The sequence below is a fragment of the Microcoleus sp. genome, assembly GCF_041354475.1.
Lineage (GTDB): Bacteria > Cyanobacteriota > Cyanobacteriia > Cyanobacteriales > Microcoleaceae > Microcoleus.
The window spans coordinates 34,342-53,564 of the sequence record NZ_JBGJZU010000040.1; the positions used below are offsets into that span (position 1 = coordinate 34,342).

The following is a 19,223-nucleotide window of genomic DNA, read 5'->3' on the forward strand; positions in this document are numbered from 1 at the left end:
TTATGGTTTTTGAACAGAAGAATTTTACCCAAATATTTGAGGCGATGCGCGATCGCACCGTCTCCACCGTCAGCGACTTTCAAACCGGAAGTGTGGTTCGCACCCTGTACGAATCCTTCGCTTATGAAATGGCGATTTTGTACGAACAAATGCAGCGGGTTTACCTATCTGCTTATGTGGATACCGCCGAAGAAGTGGATCTAGATAAAGTAGTCGCGATTTTAGGGATTAAACGCGGCGAACCAGATTATGCTACCGGAATAGTTACTTTCGATCGCGATTTGGGACTGGATGAAAATATCACGATTCCCATCGGAACATTAGTCACCACAGAAGATACGGAAGAATCCCCGAAAAAAGCTTACAAAACCATTGAAGCGCAAATTATTCCCCCCACGGAAACATCGATCAAAGTGCGGGTACAAGCCATACAGCCAGGAGAAACAGAAGTTACAAAAGCCGGAACTGTAAAAATCATGCCCCAGCCGATACCGGGGGTGAAAACAGTTGATAATCCCGAAGCAATTGTCTTTACTGGTAAGCTGCGGGAGACAGACGAACAACTGCGGGAACGGGCTAAAAAAGCTTTGATTGCTGCTAGTAATGCCAATACGACATCGATTGAAAATGCCCTGTTGAGTTTACCGGGAGTTAGGGAAGTTAAGGTTAGAGAAAACTTTCATAATGCGAAAGGAAAAGTCAGTCTGTCTAGTACGCCAGTATCAGCGGACAAATTGCCCCTTCGCATTCCTAGAGGGACAGAATTAACTATTGTTCTGGAAACCACTACTAGAAAACAATTTGCTACAACGGAAAGCATCAATTTTACCGGTGAAACGGTAGAAGTGAGTGTTCAAGCATTGATACCGGGAAAAGCCGGAGAATTAAACCAAAGTTATACTACGCAGTGGGAACCATTACGCAAGGATATTAGTTTTAATCTCAGTAATAGTGAACCGATCGAGTTGCGGGAGTTTGGTGTTATTGAAGTATTCGTCGATGGGATAGACTTTGAAGATACCAATAAAATTAGCCAAATCAAACAGGAGATTGAACGGGTAAGGGCTGCGGGAATTTATGCGATTTTAAAGCCAGCGAATGCCATTGAAATTGATGGTGTTTTCCGCATTGAATTAAATTCAAATTTGCGGATATCTGCTGCGGAAAGGATACAAATTGAGGAACAGGTAGAAAAGGCGATCGCCACCCACCTCAAAACTCAGAAAATGGGACAACCGCTGTTGATATCCCAACTTACTCGCAAAATTTTAGACTGTCAAAACGTCAGCGATTTATTAGATTTTGCTCTGAAAACGACGCGCCAAGTAGGGAAAAAACCAGAAGTCGATTCCTATGCTTCCACTGTGAAGACTGTGAAGCGATTGGAAGCAGATATTCTGGAAAAGTTCACTGTTAAATCCATCCGCGTTGCTTCGGAAATTAAATCTTTAACTGTAGATGTGCAAGTAAAAGCCACAAGTTTAACCCAGGAAACTCACAATACTTTCCTCGAAACACTGCAAACCTATTTCCAGCGTCTATTGGTGGGTGAAAGTATTAGTGTCAGTGCGATTAAAGCTCAACTAAATGCCGAAGTCGAAGTGTGGCTGAATCCCCATTTATGGAATCCCAAAATGAGTTTTGATGGCCAAACAGTAGAGGTGAGTTTTGTTGAAAAAGGCAAGCTAGGAAAAACTTTTATATTCTCTAATTTCCTGAGAATTAGTGGTGCGATTAAACTGATATTGCCGCTTACCATCACTGCTTTGGAAAAACAGACAGTATTAACCAAAGTCAGACAAGAATTGAGCGATTATCTCGAACAGCTAAAGCCGGAAGAAAATATCGAAATTGACAAATTTGTCAATCGGGCACTTGACGTTGAATCGGTGCTTGATGTTAATTGGAAATTAGGAGATTTTCAGGTATTAGATTTAGAAAATGCTCGCGATCGCCTAGATGTTCAGAAAAAAGAAATTCGGGTGGAACCATTTGAAAAAACCCAGTTAGCCACTGATTTTGCGATCGATAGTGATGTCCAGGTAGTGCCGATCGCCATTAGCAAGTTAAAACTGAGACTGAATACCACCGGATTACCACCGGAAAATATCAATCCAGAACAGCTAAAAACCGCCATGAAAGAGACTTTAACCAGTCTGTTTACCGCAGGTTTTACCCAACAGTTGCCGAGTTTGAATCTGGGCGAAAATCTCGACTACGAGCAATTGCGAACTAACTTGCTATCATTAATTCGCGATCGGGCTAACAATCTTTCCCTAGCCACCTTGCAAACCTTGATTCCTGACGGTGACAACAAAGCACAACTCATTGATGTTACCCGGATTTTTCTGCGGGGGGCAGATTATACCCTAGATACTTTAGAACTTACGGCGCGGGAAAGCATTTTCACCCAGCAGGATATCCCCATGCGGATTATGGAACGCGCCCAACTAGAACCCCTCAATCTCAGCGGGGATAACCTACAAATTATCGTGGAAATTACCGGAGGTTAATTGTCATGGAAAAACTCGGTAAAACCCTCAACATCGCCAGTCGCTTACCGCACTTTTACGACACCCAAAATGTCGAAAGTGTGCTATATCAATTTATCGATGTTTTTGGCTACATCATCGAACAAGCAGAAACTGACTTATTGGATGTGATGCACGCCCATCACGTAGATACCGCTACTAATGAAGGTTCTCAAGGTTTTATTGGTCAGCGAAAAGGCGATTTAGATAAATTACTTACCATCTATTTAGAAGCCTTGGGTGGTACATCTCAACTGATTCAGGTTAGCGATCGCTTTAGCATCGGTTCGATCAAAAATGTTGATAGTTTCGTCGCGAAACTGCAAGCAAATACCGACATAGTATCCCAAGAGTTACGCAAAAAGCTGACTATTGAAACTAACCAAATACTCGATCGCTACCAAGTAACTCAGCCAAATTTTCACCAAAATTCATTTAAAAATCTACCCCAATTAGCAATTTCAATTCTCGTCGCCCAACATCCTGTCAGTAAGTATCTCCACTCTCAACTAAATTCTGAAAGCCAACAACTTTTAAGCCTATATGACGGTAGCGAATCCGTACCCCAACCCCTACAAGAAATACTCTTAACACTACTAAACCAGCAACTCACAAAACCAGATTTTTACGCCAAAAATAAGGCATACTTTAAGAGTATACTACTGCTGGAAAGCGTTAAGCAACTCATAGCAGCCCCCACTAATCACGACGATCGCCAACGACTGCACCGACTCCTATTAGAAGCAGCCTATCCCGAATATATTGAGTCTAGCAACATTCCATCAAAAGGTGAAGTTGAACAAGCCTTAATTGCCGAACTAAATCGCTTTTTAGAATCCTACAAACCCGAAAATGATCCCCTAGATACTACCAATCGCATCAAACAAAATCGCCTGCTGTTAGAAGCCACTTATCCCAGGGAACTAGAAAAAAGTTATGCCCCTTATCGGGAAAGACTGAAAGGGATTATCGCGATTTTGCGGCAAGGTGCTGCCACTCGTCAAGGGATTCTTGATTTAGTCGCAGCTAACTTGGGTATTTTAGGCGATTCAGAGGCTGCTTTAGCGGCCAAAAAGCAAATTCGGATCGAAGAATTTGACCCGGAAAAAACCTGGATACGTCCTCCGAATACTTCCTTCGGTATAGTCGCCTATCACTATCCTTTAAGGTTGTTTGAAGAGTTTGTCGCCGCCAGCCTCAACCCCCAACCATCCGAAATCGAAATTTTCTTAGAAGTTCCACCAACTTTACCTGTGGAAGGGTTGTATAATCCCCGAATAGTTCATCTCGATACTGGAAATTTTATCTGCTACCAAGGCAGGATAAAATCGGGTGATAAGTTATTATTTCGAGGGAATACCGTCTTAGTCAATGGACAACCTTTTCACACTCAAGAAAACACGCCCTTACTACCAATCAGTAACTCTAGGTGGCGCTTTGAAGCCCAAATTATCGGGGATTATCCTGTCGGTTTATTCGATCGGCAAAAGTTTGATTCCAGTACCCTAGGTTTTGCTGAAGTCGCCATCCATTTAGAGATGCGAATTTACAAACTTAATCCTGGGATGTTTGAAGTGACAATTCCTTGGGATATTCCCGGATATTCTGATAAATTTGGTGAAGCGTCAGACCATCCGCGACACCAAATTGGTAATATCATTAATCATGTGAAAGGTGCCGGTGTTTTGGCCCTGATTAATTATGAAAAAGTTTTCCGAGAAACCCATGATTTACAACTCAGGTTAACCGTCGTGCGATCGCCTTTTCTGGAAACTCACATAGCCGAAGAAAAATTTAATCTTCTGGGCTTAAAAGTTCCCTATCCCGACGGCATTAGACACGAAATGAGTGAGAAATTATTAACTACTGGAGTGTTTGATTATGCTATATTTGACTATGGCGATCGCTTTCCCTCTATCCCACCTCCCGCCCCTGACGAAAATTACCATGAAATGACCGATAATTTCTTAATCTCCGGTGTATTTGATTATACCGATTTCGACTCAGGTAACGGCTTTGAATAACTAGCAATTGAGGAAACTAAAACTATGAAAATGGCTGATGCAATGGACATGAAAGGACGATTGATTATCCAACAATTTAATCCCGCAGGTGAACTTGTCGATGAAGTTAAAGCCAATAATTTCATCGTCTATAGCGGACGAGATTTAGTTGCGAAAATGTTTTTAAATCAAAAAATCGAGCCGATCCGTTATTTGGCGATCGGTACTGGGAGTAATCCGGTGAATCCAGTTGAAGATACCGCATTGCAAAAAGAAGTATTTCGCAAAGAAGTCAAACCCCTGGATCTTGCCAGAGATTTAAGCGATGCCGATGAAATCCCGATTAAAGTTGAAAGCGGAACCGTCAGACAAAAAAATCGCAAGGTGAGATTGTGCGTTGACTTAGACTTTGCCGAACCCCCCAATCAACCGCTAGCTTTGACTGAAGCCGGACTATTTAATAGCGCCCAAGGTGGAATTATGTACAATCGAGTCGTATTTCCCAACATTACTAAAACGGCTGATTTCAAGCTGACTTTAGTTTGGGAAATCATTTTTTAAATTGGCGATTCAAAAATTCAGCATAGGTAAAAATAATGACTACCAATAACGGCAAATTTGCTCCCCAACATAAAAAACCAGGCGATTTAATTTTGTCTGATGAATGGAATGCGGGAATGCAGGAAACAGTCCGCTTAGAGAGTGCGAAAGTTAACCGCAAGGGCGGGGATTCTTTAGAGGGGCCTCTGACGATCGAATCGGCATTAGCAGTTGATACGACAACTATTACCAGCATTCAATTAGAAGTTAAAGGCGCGTTGAAGTTGGCCGATGGAGTGGCTGTCAATCAGTTTTCTAGTGATGAGAGTCTCAGCAATAATAGAGATACTATTGTTCCGACTCAAAAAGCGGTAAAAACTTATGTAGATAGGGCTGTAACAACCTTAAACAGTGCGGTTCAGAGTGTTGTTGTTAAAGGCATGATTCTGATGTGGTCGGGGCCAGTAGATCAAATTCCTGGTGGCTGGGCTTTGTGCGATGGGAATAATAGTACACCAGACTTAAGAGGGCGTTTTGTGCTGGGTAGTGGACAGGGAACAGGACTTACCAATCGCATAATTCATAACACAGGAGGAGTAGAAAAGTATCAGCTTACTCTAAATGAAATGCCCAGTCACAGTCATGATATTAATGATCCTGGCCACTATCATAACTGGTCTGCAAGCAGGCAAGAGGCTGGCACTGACGATAACAATAATAGCTCAGAGCTATCTAAAGGAGATAGAGGTGCAGCAGATACCATCCGTAAAGATACAAACACAGTAACAACCAATATAACTATAAGATCTCAAGGTGGAAATCAAGCACATGAAAATATGCCTCCTTTTTATGTACTTGCTTACATCATAAAACAGTAATACCCTCAGAGGAAACACTTAAAAATTGATTGAAAAATTACTCTTGTTAGCAATATTTGACTCCCGATTGTGGGAGCTATTCAAGCCTGGAAAAAGAACTAGGAAAAACTGAAAACTAACCCGTCCGTGAAGTCTCTAAACCATCGGTCAAAAATACTCGGATCTTCGTTCAGTGATAAATCAATGACAAACAACAACGGTAAATTCACACCCGAAGTCAAAAAAACAGGCGATCCAGTTCGATCGGCAGACTGGAATGCAGCCATGCAGGAAATCGTCCGGCTAGAAACGTCCAAAATCAACCGAGAAGGACCAGAATCTTTACAAGGCCCCCTCACCATAGCCCAAGCTTTGACTGTAAGCGCGATCGCCCCAACCACCAGCACTCCCTTAGAAATCAAAGGAGCTCTCAAACTAGCAGAAGGAGTAGCCGTCAATCAGTTTTCTGCTGATGATAGTCTGAGCAATAATAGCGATAGTATTGTTTCTACCCAAAAAGCGATCAAAAATTATGTAGATACGGCTGTAACAAAATTAGATACAACTGTCAAAACCTATGTGGAAAAAACTGTAACTACCTTAGACACAGCTACAAAAAACTATGTCAATAGTGTAGTGCAAGGCAGTGAAACCAAAGATTTTCAAGCCAAAGATTTGCGAGTTTACGGCAATCTTACCGTAGTTGGAAATGTAATTTCCAAAAGCACCGAAAAAATGGAAGGAAACGTCGAACTCGGTAATGATGATGGAGATACTGTTACCGTTTTTGGTACAATCAGATCGGGACATTCCTCCGGTTCTCTTCAGGTGCAAACTGCTTTAAAAGTCACCCAAAATTTGATAGTGGATGGTAAGATAGGCTTGGGTACGACATCTCCCAGTGACAAGCTGCACATTCAAAATGGAGATTTCCGCATTGATTCAGGGCAAATTAAAAGTTGGGGAACGCTAACTTTCCGCTCGGATATCGATCAAACTGGTGATGCTACTTTAGTTAATTTTCTCGATCGAGACAGTCGGAGCGTTCTCTGTATTAACGATCGCGGTAATGTTGGCATTGGCACAACAAATCCAGGGGCGACATTAGAGGTTAACGGTAGCATTCGAGCCAAAAATGTTGAGTCTAGTAACCCACTCCGACACCGGATGTATCCGACTGAACCAATTGTTTATCAAGATATTTTTGCGGCCAGAAATGCAGGGGCGATCGCGAAACTAGGAAACCCATCATACTACGAAGATACAAGCTACACCCCAAAAAACCTGTGGAATGATCGTCCCATTATTGCCTACGGAGGTAACAATGAGACGGACGGAAACGGTGCTGTTGTCAACATTCCCGATGGCTACAATACCGTCTGGGTAAGGGTGCTGGGGGGCGATCGCTGGAACGCGATCAAGGCATATTTGCTAGATAAAGACAACAAAAAAACCGAAGAACTCGGAATGTGGACTGGTGGATACAGATCCACAAATTGCTACTGTCCCGACGGCTCCCTCAGTGATAGTTACTCCAATTTTCATCAATGGCTGCCGATCGCGATCGGGACAAATCTCGCCCCACTGCCGGCGGGAGAAACTCGGAAACTCGCGCTGATTTCTAAGCCTAATACTAATAGTAGTTTGTGGCTTTCTGGGTTAGCATTCAGCAAAAACCCTTGGAGTCATGCAACTCAATCAGCAGTCGGATACCACTGGGCAGTTAATGGCGGTAATGCCACAACCTGGAACTCAGAGAATTGGAAAAGTGATGTACTCGCCATGATTCCGTCCAAGACGAATTTGGAATTGAAAGTTCCAGTCGTACCGTCTGGACGTGACAAGTTGCTCTATCTTGTCGAACATAACAATGACTGGAATGGTTGTATGCACTCTGGCATTACTGTCAACGGAAATCCCATTGAAAGGTTCCTGGGAACTTACGATAACCCATTCGCCCGCCATTGGAACAGCAAATTTTATCAGCGATATATTGCCGCTCGTATCCCGGCAGATCTGATTCCGAAAACCAGTAATCTCACGACCTATCTTAGTGTCAAAATTGATATGAGCAAGCAAAATAGCATTATTCATTTCCGCGAAATTGGCACTCACGATCTAGAAATTCCCTGGAATTACTGATAGTCATGGAGACAAAAACCCGATTTCTTAAGGTAATTGCGTCATTGGAGATTGAGGATGAGAAGGAGAAACCCGGTTTTTTCGGTTGAGTGCGTCCAGGATTGACCGATACCATTAATCGGGTTAGGGTGTGAGTAGGGGTTGACTTTGAGCGGAATCTTGTCCCACCCTTCTTAAGGGAGTAGGGTGTGAGTAGGGGTTGAGTAGGGGGCAAGAATGCGGGGGATCTGGACCCAATCGTCAAACAACACTCTCTGACTGGGTTTGAGGTTAAGTTGACACGAAGAAGGGCACTTGGAGTGTCCAGAGTTGCTATCATTCCGATGCAACCGGAAACGATATGATGTAGGTAATTGATGTAAAACTGTGGTCAGGAACCCCGCCCTTAAGGGACGGGGCTTGCAAGAGTAATCGAACAAGCCATTCTGACCAGCCTAAGTCTTAGCTGACTACGTTATTTGAGTCACGACACCCTGGGATGCGACGCTAGTCCCTTGCTCTGTCGCTGCTAGTTAAACAGTTCTAAGGTCACTGGAACAGTGCTTTCAGCCGGCACAAGCTCTTATAACATTGGCGAAGCGAACTTTACCCGAAAGGGATTGGAGACAACCATATCTCCGAAGGAGGGGCAACCATACCCCTCCGCCTCGAAAGAGGTAGTCAATTAATTTATTGAATCAAACAAAGCCATCCTAAAAGGCGACGTACTGATCGAAGCCGAAGTGATGGGGTTTCAACCCTGCGCTTCGCTCCGCCCAATTTTCTGATGGATTTCAAGAATATTCAAGGGACGCTAAAGCATCCCGTGTCGCTTTTCCTCCCAGGGCTAAAGCCACTGGGTTTCCAAGCTCCCGTGAGGTCTTTATGAAACAACAACTCCAACAACGTCTGCAAGAACTCAAAGCTGAATACGAATCGGGTAAAAAAGTCCTAGCGGATTTAGAAGCAAAACAAGCCAACGTGAGAGATACTTTACTCCGCATGGCTGGTGCAATTCAAGTGTTGGAAGAAGAACTGGTCAAAGCTGACAGCAATACAATCCACACTCCCTCGGAAAATACTTATGCTCTCGATTCTGAAACACCGGCTATAGAAGTCTCTCCCCAAAGTAGTCAAAGCTAATTTTGATTGATTATGATTTATAAGCTACTGACGGCGATCGCCAACCTGCTGAAAACCGAACTGAGTGCAGACATTCCTCAGTCCGACCAACATTTTACCACTAAACAGTTAAGGGAATCTCCTTCAGAACCCTTTCCCCAAATTAGTGTTTATTTAGGTAAGTTTACCCTAGATCAAAGCATGAGAAACTTAAAATCTCTCAAGCAGTACCCAGAGGAAAGCCGCCAAGAAATAACTGTAATGCGGGAATTTGAGCAAGAGTTTTTTATTGAGGTGTACGACACTAATTTAGAAAATCTTGAAAAATTCGCCTCTCTCATCTTTGGGATTATCTTAACTAACTCCGAAGACTTGCTGCAAGAGTATAACGTTACTGCCTCTACTAGCTATCAAAGCCAAGAAATCACAACGGTTCACATAATTAATCAGATTAACGTGCTAGAAAGCATTTATAAAACGACCGTAGACACCCAGAATTTTGAATTAAAATTGCAAGCAAAAGGTCAATTAAAACTGTTAAGAAATATTCACGGTGAGCTGAGTACGATTCAAAACATTAACATTCAATCCCGCCTTCCGCTTGAGATTTGAGAATTTCAAGTTGAGAATTACTCCCGTATTGAGTCTGCGAAGGAATCAGATCAATTCCGTTGACATCGGAATCATTGATCTCTCTGTTCTCTTCCTCTGTGTCCTCTGTGTCCTCTGCGGTTTAATCATTCCGGTTCAACCGGATGTGATATAACTCCTGATTCACAAATAGCTGGTAAAAGTCAAGCGCTGGTGGGAGAAGGTAAATTATTATTGGATATAGAAAAATCTACAGGGATGATGGGAGTGGTTGTCCCGTTCGGCTTGCCAGGAGCAGGGTCTGATTGGTAGAGTTGGATGCGATCGCGCCCAAGTCTTTTTGCTTGGTAGAGGGCTTGATCCGAGGCGGCAATCAAAATTTCCGCTCCCGCTTCCGATGCCGGAACCATACTTGCTACGCCCAAACTGACGGTGACGTACTCACTCACGGGGGAACCAGCGTGAGGAAGCTTTAGGGCTGCGATTTTAACCCTGATGTGTTCGGCGACTTTCACAGCGCCTTGGATGTGGGTATTGGGCAAAATAACGGCAAATTCTTCGCCACCATACCGAGCCACTAAATCGGCGGGGCGATCGACTGCATGGCTAATGGCACTAGCTACTTGTCGCAAACATTCGTCTCCCCCTGGATGACCATAGGTGTCGTTATAACTTTTAAAAGAATCAATATCACACAGAATTAGGGACAGGGGCGTCTGTTCCCGCGACTGTCTGCGCCACTCCATTGCCAGATATTGATCGAACCGGCGACGGTTTGCTAGCTGGGTGAGTGCGTCCAAAGTGGCTAAGCGTTCTAACTTTTGGTTGGCCTCTTGCAACTGCTGATAAAGTTCTGCTTGCTTGATGGCGATCGCCAACTGGGCCGCCAGAGAAGACAGTAATTCCACTTCCAACTGCATCCACTGTCGGGGGCTGCACTGGTGGGCCATCAGCAGCCCCCACAAATCCTCCCCTTGCACCAGTGGCACGACTAAATAAGCTCTGACATTAAATTGTGCGAGCAAATCAATTTGATATTGTGGTAAATCGGCGGCGCAGATATCGGCGATTGGTCGGATCGCCCGATGTTGGTACGCTTCCAAATAAAATTCGTCAAAACAAAAATTTTCCAGGGTTTCCCCCAGCATCGGCTGGCAGTTAGCAGCTACAGATTCCACTGTCACCGCGCCCGTTGCCGGCGTGGCGCAGGCATTGCCGGTACAGGGATTAAACCGGACGATCATCACTCGATCGGCCTGTAGAAACTGGCGCACTTCGTTCACAGTCGTGTGCAGCACTTCGTCCAAATCCAAAGACTGGCGAATGTGTTGAGTAATTGTTGCCATCAACAGTTCCCGTTCGTTCTGCTGTCGCAGCGCTTCTTCTGCCCGCTTGTATTCCGTGATATCTTGAGCAGTACCAAAAATTTGTTTGGGTTGACCCTCGGTGGTGCGCGCAAAAACTTGGTCGCGACAGCGAAACCAGCGCCATTGGCCCGATCGATGTTGCAGCCGATACTCCAATTCCAAAATGCTGCCATCCTGGGCCGAGGGAAATTGTTCCAGGTGCTCTTCCAGTGTCCGCAAATCCTCTGGGTAGACGAGACAGAAACAGAAAGCCGTTTCCATCTCTAAAATTTCTTGGGGAGTGTAGCCCAGCAATTTCAAGGCCTGACCGTTGACGTAAACGTTGCGCTGTTCGGTCAGGTCGTAGATATATAGTAAATAAGGTGCCACGTCAGCAATCTGCTGGATGAAGTGCTGGCTCGATCGCAATTCTTCCTCCACCCGCTGACGCACTTTCACTTCTTCCAAAGCCTGATCCCGCATCGCCCGATAACCTTGAATCCGGTGAGTGAGCTCCGTGACGTCCTGAATCACCAACAGGGCGTAGAATGATTGGGAATTGGTCGGCGGCCATGTCAGTGAAGCTATAGCGGACTGAGAGTTATTTAACAAAACATTGTTTCCAGCGGCTTGGAGTTCGATCGTACCTTCTGCTTCCCACTCAACATTTTGGACAACCAACTTTCCAATCTCCAATTCTGCGATGTCATCCTCTTGGGCCGGCACAGCCGTCACAGTAGTTTGCTGGATGCGCTGCTGCCCGTCTTGCCAAGTTGCCGGAATCAGGTGTTTGTGAATTTGAGAAGAAAAAATTGTTGGTGGACCTCCTGCAAAGATTTGCTGAAAGCGAGTTGCGTACTTTAGCTGGTTTAAATGAGGAAAATGCGTTGTGATTTTTGTACCCAACATTTGACTGCGGGGAATTTTCGTCCAGTCTTCCAAACAGGTATTCCAAAACAGAACCACAAAATCATCTCGCAGCAGGCAAGCGCCGACTGGTACGCTGTCTAGAACCCCAAACTTTTGCTCAATAGTTTTGCTCTCCTGGCTCATAGACCCCCGGCAAGTTGATTGATAGCAGCCAACAAGGTATCAAAAGAACTGACATTGAAAATGAGGATAATATCTCCTTCAATGTGAAGCTTTTCAATAATGAAACGAGTCTGGGCCAATAAAACTACTGTATCGGCAGTCAAGCCGCCAGATACTAGCAAAGTGGCGATCGTCCCTTCCGTGTAATTGGGAATTGAGTAGTTCAAGCGCTGCTTAAGTACATTGCTGATAGCACCCATAACCCCGTTGATTACAATATTTCCCACTTCACTTAGCGTACCAATTTTCACCGAATCTAGGTCATGAGTTCCGGCTTCTTCCCCAGTTAGCATCGTCACGAGGGTGGCGGCGCTGTTGGTAGGAAATACTAGCTGAGCAATACCTCCAAAAGAGCCTGTGAATTTTAGCTGCACGGCGGCGATTTGCTCGCCGTTGAGGTGTTGCTCTAACTGTACTTGTACATCGTTGGGAGTCAGGATTTGGAGGTAGGGGATTTGCAAGCGAATGGGGGAGTCAATCATGTCGTTCAAGATCCCTGCTGCTTGACCAATCCCGATGTTGACGAGTTCCTGCAAAGCATCGAGCTGTCGAGCGGTCAATTTCATGGGGCGCTCTCCTCGCTGGCACTGAGAGCTTTTTTGATCCACCCAACCAGTTCGTCGGAGTTGGGCATTTTGTGAATGACTGTGAGGGCTCCGAGTTCCATACACTCTTCGCGGGTGGTGGATTGGATGTCTGCGGTAATTACGATCACAGGAACTTTAATTCCTTTCTCCCGCATAGCTTGCAAGACTTCCCTACCTTCCATGTCTGGCATGAGGAGATCCAAAAGCATACAGTTTGGGGTCTGAGTATCTAGCAGTTCCAGAGCTTCTGGGCCACTCGATGCTTCCCAAGTCTCGTATCCTTCTGCTCGCAGGATTTTGCAGATTACCCTGCGAGTCAACCACGAATCTTCGACAACGAGAATTGATGTCACTACGTTTTCCTCCTTCAATTGTTGATGACTAACCAGCTTGGCAGGTACTGCTTTTATTTTGACAGTATTTTATGCAGGGGCGTCGCGATCGCGACGCCCCTGCATAGCTCAAAAACTCTCTCTACATTAGTAGACCAGGCAGGCTAACAGGAATAAATATATCCATCATATAGTGAGGGGTTCTCAACCAATCGAGCTATTGCGAAGCTTAGGCGTTGAGATGTGAGAACCGGATGAAGGCCGGCTCTGTTCTTGATATTTATCGCTGTATTACGATCGTGGCTTAGACTGAAACCACATCTACAATTATCTTGCTTAATTTGACAATCTCCCAAATTCCCTAGGCTAAATAGGGGAGATTCTTAAGAATCCAAAGACCGATTCTGAGGTTCCTATAGCAATCCTGAACCCATCATCACAGGACTTAGGCACAGGGGGTCAAAAACCCGGTTTCTCGGTCAATATCTCAGGCGAGAGAGCGACGATTTTTCACAGAAACCGGGTTTTTTGCAGTCCTGCATCAGTAAAGTTTAACCACTTTCTAGCAAATGACATGGTAAACATTCCCAAATTGCGGTATTTACGTACTTGTGCTATGTAAACCTTGTTCGATCGCTCCCAGTTTTAGGTATCGGCAATATTATCAAACAAATAGCAAAAAACCCGGTTTCTTGATGAAGCCCGGTTTACAGGATGTATGTTGCTGCTGAAAGCTTGGGTTAACTATAGCTTACCAACCGTTTGCGAAGAGATTCTACTCGTCGTTTTGCCGTCGCATTGTCTGGCTCGTGTTTTAGGACTTCTTCGTACATTTCTAAAGCTTGAGATTCTAATTTTTTACGCTCGTAGGAGTGGCCCAAATTATTGATCGATGTGACGTAGCCGGGCTGCAACTTAATGGCTTCTTTGTAATAACGGATTGCTATATCGTACTGTTCTTGACCGAAGTGTGCAAAACCGAGAGCGTTATAAATTATCGCTGCATTTTCTGCACCTTCTAAATCTTCGGATTTCAGGGCTTTTTGAAATAGCAATATCGCCTGGGAATAAAGACTTTTGTCTAGATAAATACTGCCCAATTGGTAGTATTCCTGGGCTGTTCCCTTCTCTTTCGTCAGCTTTGTTTCTAAGCGTTCCAGGGACATTTCCCGCTTGCGAGTTTTGAATATCTGGCTGACTATAAACCAGGAAGCACTGCCTAGTATGAGTAGCAAGACAGACAAGTAAATAATGAGTAAATTGCTATCCATGCTTTTAAAATTTGGTTGGTATTTGGATTTTTTTATGTATTTGAATGCAATGACAATCCTTGATATTTGACGAATAACTTGTACTAAAAACCGGGAAATGGCTGAGGTAATTACCCAGGATAGCGCTTTCAAAAAGCAAGAATCTAGAAGTAAGAACAAAGAAGGAAAAGCGGTCTCAATCTCCTAGATTTATCTAAGAAGTCTTCCTTCTCTGGCAGATAACTACATCCTTCTTACTTCTTATTTCTTCCTTCAGAAAACTATTCAAGCTTTCACGATGCGGCTGACTTGGCCATTTCCACGACTTTGCCAAATGTTGCGGGGTCAAGGATTGCCATTTGTGCCAACATTTTGCGATTGATTTCAATGTTTGCTTTCTTCATATTGCCGATGAGTTTGCTATAACTCATGCCGTGCAAGCGAGATGCTGCATTGATCCGAGCAATCCACAGGCGGCGGAAGTCGCGTTTGCGTTTTTTGCGATCGCGATAACCGTTACGCAGGGCTTGCATCACCCGTTGGTTAGCTGTGCGGAACTGTTTCGACTGTGCGCCTCGGAATCCCTTGGCTAGTTTGAGAATTTTTTTGCGGCGCGCTCTAGCGACATTACCGCGTTTTACCCGTGTCATCTTTGATTACCGTTAAACTTTACAAGTATGGAAGCATTAACCGCACGTTATCGTCGTTGGTCTCGTCGATGACGACCAATTTAGACAAGCGACTTTTGCGGGCTGAACTTTTGTGGGAGAGCAAGTGGCTTTTGTAAGCTTTGCGGCGCACAATTTTACCGGTGCCGGTCGCTCTAAAGCGCTTTGCGGCTGCTTTGCGAGTTTTGAGTTTTGGCATGGACTGGTGTTATTTGGACACAAGCTATAACCGTATCACGTTTGTGGTACTTTCTGCAAGCTGGATTTCTGGCAATATATTCAGGATGGGCCGATCGGCAGGCTCTTGCGGTTGTTGGGCGCAGTTGACATCTAAAATTACAGAATTATGAACACATTTCACTTTTGCAGCCCTCAGCCTCCCGATTTACGGTCTCTGACTATTAAAGGTGAGCGGCTAAGATTAGTGGCCATCTCTGATGAATTTGAACAGGATATCTTTCAAGAGTTCACCAGTGAAATTACCTCTATATGTTTCCATCACCTGCTGAAGATATTGAGAGAACACGCAGCTTCATAGTCGAAGGAATTGAGTGGCTGCGGACGCAATTATGCCTGATGAGATATAATAAAAATAACTTATTGAGGGGGAATTCATGGTGACGGCAGCATCCAACAAACAGTCAGCAATCATTCGTACAGATCGGGGACTGACGATCGCAGAAACGCGCATCACGCTCTACGATGTGATGGATTACGTGACTGCCCAATACCCACTCAGGTTCATCCGTGGTCTTTTCAATCTAACCGATGAGCAAATTAACGCGGCTGTAGCCTATATTGAGACAAATCGCGCTGAAGTTCAAGCCGAGTATGAAATTGTGCTGAAGGAAGCTGAAGAACTTCGGCAGTATTACGAAGAGCGAAATCGCGAGCTGATTGCCCGACTTGCCACAAAGCCACCTAAACCAGGTATGGAGGCTGCTTGGGAAAAGCTTCAAGCACAGAAAGCAAAACATCAAGCTCAGTTGGAGCTCCACGCATGATTTTCCTGGTCGATCATAATCTTGAAGGACATACTCTACTTTTAGCAGGTAATATTGCTAGCCTTGGTTGGCTGGATCTGCTACCGATTCGCTTTATAACTTTTGAAGAAGTTGCATTATCCGTTACGAGTGATGACAGAGTAGTTTGGCGGTTTGCACAGACAAATCAAATGATCTTGCTAACAGCCAATCGGAGTATGAAAGGTAAGAATTCTCTAGAGAAAGTGATGCGTGAAGAAAATACATCAACTTCATTGCCCGTTGTCACTATTGGAGATGCCGATCGAGTCTTGACCGATCCTGATTATCGCAATCTTTGTATCGATCGGCTGATTGAGATTATCTTTGATATTGATGACTACAAAGGTTCAATGAGACTTTTCATTCCATGAGACTGTTTATTACTGAACTTGGCGCTGCTCTCGATACAAGCGGAGGGCGTAAACTCCGGCGGCAGTTAACTGCAATTCTTTAATTACCGCTGCCATTTCGATCGGCAATTCTGCAATTTTTGATACCATAACAGGATGTTCCGGTGGCAGTAAAACCGGAGCTGCTAGCGCTGCAAAAGTTATGTCTGCTGCGGATATTGTATCGCCCAGTAAATAGGTTTTGCCGCCTGCTAATCTTCGATCGACAATCTCAAAAATTTCTTGGATTCCTTGCAGCGCCTTGGCTGCGGAATCTACTGTTATGTTGTAGCGTTGCCGTATTGTACTGCTAAGGAACGGAAAGATTATTTCAAACCCAAGACGCTCAAGTTGAGGCGTACCGCTGCACCAACCAGTTCGCATTGTTTCGCGATCGCCCGATCGATAAAAATATCCCCAATTGCGAGTATCTGCTCCCAGTCTAGCATCAAATAACTCTTCAAGTTCTTCGACTTCTCGGCGCAATTCAGGCTCTTTTGGATACAAACCGTGGCTTTCTGGATTGAGAGTATCGAGGTAATGCAAAATATCTGTTGAATCAATAAAGTTCCCAGATTTGGCAACTAAAATGGGAACGCTGCTTCCTCCGTGTTTGCGGGTAGCCCAGAGGTGAAAAGCTGGTACGTGTCTTTCTTCTATGTAGGGGATTTTTAGTAAATCCAGGGCCCACCGCACTTTTTCGCAGTAGTGACTGATGGGGATGGTGATGAGGCGGACAACTTCGGTATTGGCAATGGTTGAATGATGATTCATTGAATTAATTTAGTTGTGTAAATGTTGGCAGACTTATCGGTCTTTTTTAGAGAATAGCAGAGCCATTACCCCAAAGTTATGCCTTAACCACCTTGGCGGTTGCTATAATGGCAAGGGGCCGATCGGCAATTAATTTAAAATTAAACTTAAAGCCGATAACAAATTTAACAAATTCAACAAAAAAATAGGCTCGCCATATTTCACAGCGCCTATCTCAATCAATGTTTTTTAAGGGTTCACCGCAACGCCGTTTTACCTCAGCTTTTGACCTGGTATTTTACCAGGTGGGCACCGTTGGCTCGGACTTAAAGTTTCTGGGTACAAGCCCAGTTTACTGCTGTCCAAACATCTTGATTCCCGAGAGTTAAGAGTTATAGATCAAAAAAACATTATTGGCAGTCACCAACGTCGCAGTAGAACCTGTATTTAATATATAGCAACTAACTCGATTTTGGCAACTCTTCCATCGATCTAATTTGGATTCCAGATAGATTCAATGGTTTGAGCGATCGCCTCTGCTGGCGATCGCCCATGCTCCAACGCTTCCTCATCCAGCAAAACAGTAACGTGACCCAGTTTGCGGCCCGGACGCGATACTTTCTTACCATACCAATGTACAAAAGCACCCTCTATTTGTGCCAGTTTTTTTCGTTTTTCTGAATAATCCGACTCAGCCGATTCATAGCCGAGTAAATTTACCATCACAGCACCAGCAGAGATTAAATCGCAATTGCCTAAAGGCAGTTGACAAACTGCACGCAAATGTTGTTCAAATTGTGAAGTTTTGCAAGCATCGATGGTAAAGTGTCCCGAATTGTGAGTGCGCGGTGCAATTTCATTGACCAATAGTTGATTGTCGGCGGTTAAAAATAGTTCAATGCCGAATACGCCCACAGCTTGTAAACTATTGAGGAGAGTACGGGCGATCGCAGAAGCTTGGGCTTCGATCTCCAAACTAATCCGGGCCGGTGCGATCGCCAGACGACAAACCTGATTTTCCTGTTGAGTTTCTACGATCGGGTAAATGGCAATTTCACCGTTGGCAGATCGAGCTGCAATTACAGCCAATTCGCGATCGAAAGGCACAAACTCTTCCACCAACAAAGCTACACCTTTGAGGTTAATACAAATCGACTCCAGACTCGCTGAATCTTTGACCACAAAAGTACCTTGACCATCATAACCGTGGCGGCGAACTTTGATAACCAAGGGAAAATCCAAGGGCAAATCCTGGCTACAATCCCATTGCCAAAACGACGGAGTGGGTAAACCCAAATCTTGTAAATAACAGCGCTGCACGTACTTATCCAACAAAGGATCTAGAGAGGACAAACTAGGCTGAAATAAAACACCTTGATTTTCTAGTGTCCGCAAACCATCCAAATCCACAAACTCATTTTCAAAAGTAATAACATCAGAGCGAGTGGCTAATTCAGCGGTAGCATTAACATCATCAATTGCCGCCAAAACAGTATCACTAGCAATAGAATTTGCCGGGTCAGTAGCCTGGGGAGTTTGCACCACCAATTCAATACCCAGCTTACTAGCAGCAGACCCCATCATCCAAGCTAGTTGACCGCCGCCGACAACACCCACCCGCTTAATTTTAGGAGATGTACTGGCAGTGGATGGAGTAAATTTCATCTGACTAATTTTCAATATGTTAACCTGACTATTTTATAACAAAAAGTAACGACATAAATATCCTGTAGGGGCGGTAACACCAACAATAGACATCTCCTAAAAAGACAGTCAAAAACAGGCAGGATGCCTATTCCACAACAATTATGGGAGATGTCTATTGAATCTAAGAATCAGCCCAGCATCCAGGATCTAGGAAAGTTTTTAATCCTGGCACTGGTTGACCCATCTGCTACATAAGATTGACATAAAGCGGACAAGAATGACATCTCGGACACTTAAAACTTACTTCCTGCTTCTACGTAGGGAGTCGGCTCCTTCTACTCTACAGGCGTGAATTCAGGATTAGCCATC

At 44.4% G+C, this 19,223-nt stretch carries 17 protein-coding genes and 1 other RNA gene; 9 read left to right on the top strand and 9 right to left on the bottom strand.

Features of this window, described 5'->3' with window-relative positions; all coding sequences use genetic code 11:
• The first annotated feature begins 2 nt into the window (after nucleotides 1-2).
• The 7 genes from ACBR23_RS16120 (at nucleotide 3) to ACBR23_RS16150 (ending at nucleotide 9,786) form a co-directional block, all read left to right on the top strand.
• Nucleotides 3-2,513, top strand: a complete 2,511-nt coding sequence (locus ACBR23_RS16120) for a baseplate J/gp47 family protein (RefSeq protein WP_371119924.1) — start codon at nucleotides 3-5, stop codon at nucleotides 2,511-2,513.
• 5 nt (nucleotides 2,514-2,518) lie between these two features.
• Complete coding sequence (locus tag ACBR23_RS16125; protein WP_371119925.1) at nucleotides 2,519-4,555, top strand: hypothetical protein; 2,037 nt, start codon at nucleotides 2,519-2,521, stop codon at nucleotides 4,553-4,555.
• A 30-nt stretch (nucleotides 4,556-4,585) separates the two neighbouring features.
• Entirely contained in the window at nucleotides 4,586-5,095 is a 510-nt protein-coding gene (locus tag ACBR23_RS16130; RefSeq protein WP_340541226.1) for a hypothetical protein, read from the top strand.
• Nucleotides 5,096-5,130: 35 nt separating this feature from the next.
• On the top strand, nucleotides 5,131-5,952 hold the full coding sequence (locus ACBR23_RS16135) for a hypothetical protein (protein WP_371119926.1): 822 nt from the start codon (nucleotides 5,131-5,133) through the stop codon (nucleotides 5,950-5,952).
• A 183-nt stretch (nucleotides 5,953-6,135) separates the two neighbouring features.
• Nucleotides 6,136-8,073, top strand: a complete 1,938-nt coding sequence (locus tag ACBR23_RS16140) for a hypothetical protein (protein WP_371119927.1) — start codon at nucleotides 6,136-6,138, stop codon at nucleotides 8,071-8,073.
• 864 nt (nucleotides 8,074-8,937) lie between these two features.
• A complete protein-coding gene (locus tag ACBR23_RS16145) occupies nucleotides 8,938-9,195 on the top strand; it encodes a hypothetical protein (RefSeq protein WP_371117025.1) in 258 nt (85 codons plus the stop codon).
• A gap of 12 nt (nucleotides 9,196-9,207) precedes the next feature.
• Complete coding sequence (locus ACBR23_RS16150; RefSeq protein ID WP_341737952.1) at nucleotides 9,208-9,786, top strand: hypothetical protein; 579 nt, start codon at nucleotides 9,208-9,210, stop codon at nucleotides 9,784-9,786.
• Between the two features lie 182 nt (nucleotides 9,787-9,968).
• On the opposite strand, the gene ACBR23_RS16155 is transcribed toward ACBR23_RS16150, so the two are convergent.
• From ACBR23_RS16155 to rpmI, 6 genes are all read right to left on the bottom strand, one after another.
• A complete protein-coding gene (locus ACBR23_RS16155; RefSeq protein ID WP_371119928.1) occupies nucleotides 9,969-12,164 on the bottom strand; it encodes a diguanylate cyclase domain-containing protein in 2,196 nt (731 codons plus the stop codon).
• On the bottom strand, nucleotides 12,161-12,769 hold the full coding sequence (locus ACBR23_RS16160) for a chemotaxis protein CheC (protein WP_371117027.1): 609 nt from the start codon (nucleotides 12,767-12,769) through the stop codon (nucleotides 12,161-12,163). Before ACBR23_RS16160 ends, ACBR23_RS16155 begins: the two co-directional genes overlap by 4 nt.
• On the bottom strand, nucleotides 12,766-13,143 hold the full coding sequence (locus ACBR23_RS16165; protein WP_341737950.1) for a response regulator: 378 nt from the start codon (nucleotides 13,141-13,143) through the stop codon (nucleotides 12,766-12,768). The genes ACBR23_RS16160 and ACBR23_RS16165 overlap by 4 nt, the downstream gene beginning before the upstream one ends.
• Nucleotides 13,144-13,862: 719 nt before the next feature.
• Complete coding sequence (locus ACBR23_RS16170) at nucleotides 13,863-14,393, bottom strand: tetratricopeptide repeat protein (RefSeq protein ID WP_341737949.1); 531 nt, start codon at nucleotides 14,391-14,393, stop codon at nucleotides 13,863-13,865.
• Nucleotides 14,394-14,665: 272 nt separating this feature from the next.
• On the bottom strand, nucleotides 14,666-15,022 hold the full coding sequence (gene rplT, locus ACBR23_RS16175; protein WP_340520188.1) for a 50S ribosomal protein L20: 357 nt from the start codon (nucleotides 15,020-15,022) through the stop codon (nucleotides 14,666-14,668).
• Nucleotides 15,023-15,041: 19 nt separating this feature from the next.
• Nucleotides 15,042-15,239, bottom strand: a complete 198-nt coding sequence (gene rpmI, locus ACBR23_RS16180; protein WP_293245916.1) for a 50S ribosomal protein L35 — start codon at nucleotides 15,237-15,239, stop codon at nucleotides 15,042-15,044.
• Nucleotides 15,240-15,654: 415 nt separating this feature from the next.
• Here rpmI and ACBR23_RS16185 point away from each other — a divergent pair, with 415 nt between their 5' ends.
• Together ACBR23_RS16185 and ACBR23_RS16190 are read left to right on the top strand one after the other, a co-directional pair.
• Nucleotides 15,655-16,044, top strand: a complete 390-nt coding sequence (locus tag ACBR23_RS16185) for a DUF433 domain-containing protein (protein ID WP_340550273.1) — start codon at nucleotides 15,655-15,657, stop codon at nucleotides 16,042-16,044.
• Complete coding sequence (locus ACBR23_RS16190) at nucleotides 16,041-16,436, top strand: ACP S-malonyltransferase (RefSeq protein ID WP_340550274.1); 396 nt, start codon at nucleotides 16,041-16,043, stop codon at nucleotides 16,434-16,436. The genes ACBR23_RS16185 and ACBR23_RS16190 overlap by 4 nt, the downstream gene beginning before the upstream one ends.
• Nucleotides 16,437-16,445: 9 nt before the next feature.
• Here ACBR23_RS16190 and ACBR23_RS16195 read toward each other — a convergent pair whose 3' ends face one another.
• From ACBR23_RS16195 to ACBR23_RS16205, 3 genes are all read right to left on the bottom strand, one after another.
• On the bottom strand, nucleotides 16,446-17,228 hold the full coding sequence (locus tag ACBR23_RS16195) for a glutathione S-transferase family protein (RefSeq protein WP_371119929.1): 783 nt from the start codon (nucleotides 17,226-17,228) through the stop codon (nucleotides 16,446-16,448).
• Between the two features lie 232 nt (nucleotides 17,229-17,460).
• Nucleotides 17,461-17,648, bottom strand: a non-coding RNA gene (gene ssrS / locus ACBR23_RS16200) — 6S RNA.
• 51 nt (nucleotides 17,649-17,699) lie between these two features.
• Entirely contained in the window at nucleotides 17,700-18,872 is a 1,173-nt protein-coding gene (locus tag ACBR23_RS16205; protein ID WP_371119930.1) for a 5-(carboxyamino)imidazole ribonucleotide synthase, read from the bottom strand.
• Nucleotides 18,873-19,223 lie beyond the last annotated feature (351 nt).